The following is a 2220-nucleotide window of genomic DNA, read 5'->3' as shown; positions in this document are numbered from 1 at the left end:
CGCCGATGTGGTGGTGTAGTTGACGCGTTCCTGCCGCAGCGTCCACGCCTCGGTGCGAGCCGCGAGAGCCAGGTTGTAAACTTTCCGGACACAGCCGAACGTCCGAGCAAGCTGATCGGCCTGCGCGTCGGTCGGGTAGAAGCGGTACTTGAAGGCCCGCTTCACGGTCCTGACCACGCCCCACACGCTAGCAGGGCTGTTTGTGGACCGTACGCAGACCCACGGGTCGACGCCGCTGCGCCTTGCCGGCCGATCAGCTACCCCTGCCCTACTGCGCAGGCGCTCCGCTTCCACCCCGGCCTGAAGACCGGAGTATCCACGGAAGGAATCCGATGACCGGGAATTCCGCGCTGGAGCGGGTCAGCCAGGACCTGCTCGACCTCTCCGACTTCGCGTACCAGCGGCTGCGCGACCGGCTGGAAGGGCTCACCGACGACGAGTACCTGTGGGAGCCCGCCGGCAACTGCTGGTCGGTCCGGCCGGTCGGCGACGGCACATACCGCGCGGACGGCCCCACCAATGCTGACCGCCCAACCGACACGGATGGCTCCACCAACGCTGACCGCCCCACCGACGCTGACCGCCCCACCGACGGTGCCGACCAAACGCCGCTGACCACGATCGCCTGGCGGGTGTCGCACATCATCGACATGCTCGGCGCGCGGCGCAACGCGACGTGGATCGGCGTCACGCCGGCCGGGCGGCTGCCCCGCACCGGGGCCCCCGGCACCGCCGAGGCGGCCGTGGAGCGGCTCGGACGGGCGTACCGGCTGTTCCGCGCGCACGTCGCCACGGTGGACGCGGCGACCCTGGCCGACGCCATGGGGGCGGTCGCCGGCCCGTACGCGCAGAGCACCCGGGCGTCGTTCATCCTGCACGAACTCGACGAGCTGATCCACCACGGAGCCGAGGTCGGCGTGCTGCGCGACCTGTACCGGGCGACCCGTCCGGCCTGAGCCGCACCGCGGCGCGGGTCGGGGGCGGCGGGTCGGGGGGCGGCGGGTCGGGGCGGCGAATGAGCGGGTGTGGCGGCCGGCGCGCCGGGGTACCGGGCCGGTATGAGCGGAGACAGGGTCGAACGCGAACGAGTCGAGCGGGAACGGGTCGAGCGGCGGGCCAGTCGCCTGCTGCCGGAGGAGCGCAGGGCGGGCAGCGACGACCGGCTGGCACAGGCCGAGGCGATCCTGGCGGACTCCGACGGACGCACCGGAGGCCAGATCGCCTCGACGGACGGGTCGCTGGAACGGCGCACCTCGGATCAGACGGTGCCACCGCCGGAGTAGCCCAGCACGCGGTGTGCGCCCGATGTCACACTCCTCTGCCATCATGCTGGTCATGCTGGAACTCGGCGAGGTGTCCCTGACCGCCGCGGAGCGGGCGCTGCGCGAGGCCGGTCTCGACCCGGTCGTCCGCGACATCCCGAGCCATTGGCGGGCAGCGCAGCCGCGCGGTGTGTGGGTGCGGATGCCCGGCGGAGACGCGCACGCCGTCGTGATCCTCACTCGCGTCATTCCCGGCGATCGGCTGGGGACCTGGCACGAGGCTGACAGCCGGGCTCGGGGCATCGTCAGCGGCTACGGCGTCAACTTCTTCGAGAACGTGTCCCGACCCCACGGCCACAGCTGGTCGGGGATCGCCGCCCGCGCCTATTCGGTCTTCGTCGACGACATCGTCGCGGCTGTCCGGGAGTGGACCGGATGGGAGTCGACATGGTCGGTCACACCGGTCGTCGAGCCCGCGCGCAAGAGGGACGCTCGGCTTCGCCGGCTGGCGGTGTCGAAACTCGAGGGTGGGGCGCTGCCGGTCGACATCGACATCGATCCGCTCATGCTGTCCCTGCTCGACGCCGCACAGGCCAGCGCCCTGCGAAGCCTGCTGGACACGCTGTTCCTGCCGGGCATCCGGTGGCGGTTTCCGCGCGACCGCACGGGAGCGAGACTCGTCAACCGCGGCCGGGTGCTGCTGCACGAGTGCGCACCGCCGGCGCACTCGTCGGGCAAGGGGCTCTGGCTCGCGGTCGACGGGCCCGCTCCCGGCACCACACCGCGGCTGGTGGTCCGCCTGGCCCACACCGCGGGCAGAGGCGCGTTCCACCGCTGGGACCGGATTCCGGAGTATTGGCGCACCGGCCCGCACGAGCCCGGCGCGCGCACGCTCGCCGGCCCGCACGAGCCCGGCGCGCGCACGCTCGCCGGCCCGCACGAGGCCGGCCCGCGCACG

General features: G+C 72.8%; 4 protein-coding genes. 3 read left to right on the top strand and 1 reads right to left on the bottom strand.

The annotated features are described in order from the left end of the window. Positions 1 to 165: helix-turn-helix domain-containing protein (locus Raf01_RS50440; protein WP_239134585.1), on the bottom strand; the 165-nt coding region annotated here is incomplete at its 3' end. Between the two features lie 167 nt (positions 166 to 332). On the opposite strand from Raf01_RS50440, the gene Raf01_RS48670 reads away from it, so the two are divergent. From Raf01_RS48670 to Raf01_RS48660, 3 genes are all read left to right on the top strand, one after another. After that, on the top strand, positions 333 to 956 hold the full coding sequence (locus tag Raf01_RS48670) for a DinB family protein (protein ID WP_203925001.1): 624 nt from the start codon (positions 333 to 335) through the stop codon (positions 954 to 956). A 102-nt stretch (positions 957 to 1058) separates the two neighbouring features. Beyond that, entirely contained in the window at positions 1059 to 1283 is a 225-nt protein-coding gene (locus Raf01_RS48665) for a hypothetical protein (protein WP_203925000.1), read from the top strand. Between the two features lie 22 nt (positions 1284 to 1305). Next, positions 1306 to 2220, top strand: a 915-nt coding sequence (locus tag Raf01_RS48660; RefSeq protein ID WP_203924999.1) for a hypothetical protein, incomplete at its 3' end; no start/stop codon positions are given.

Source organism: Rugosimonospora africana, assembly GCF_016862975.1.
Taxonomy (GTDB): domain Bacteria; phylum Actinomycetota; class Actinomycetes; order Mycobacteriales; family Micromonosporaceae; genus Rugosimonospora; species Rugosimonospora africana.
Note: the sequence above shows the minus strand (reverse complement) of the source record. Positions and strands in the feature narration are given on the sequence as shown.

Coding starts and splice junctions, on each gene's coding strand:
- Raf01_RS48670 (WP_203925001.1), top strand. CDS start 333: ATGACCGGGAATTCCGCGCTGGAGCGGGTCAGCCAGGACCTGCTCGAC.
- Raf01_RS48665 (WP_203925000.1), top strand. CDS start 1,059: ATGAGCGGAGACAGGGTCGAACGCGAACGAGTCGAGCGGGAACGGGTC.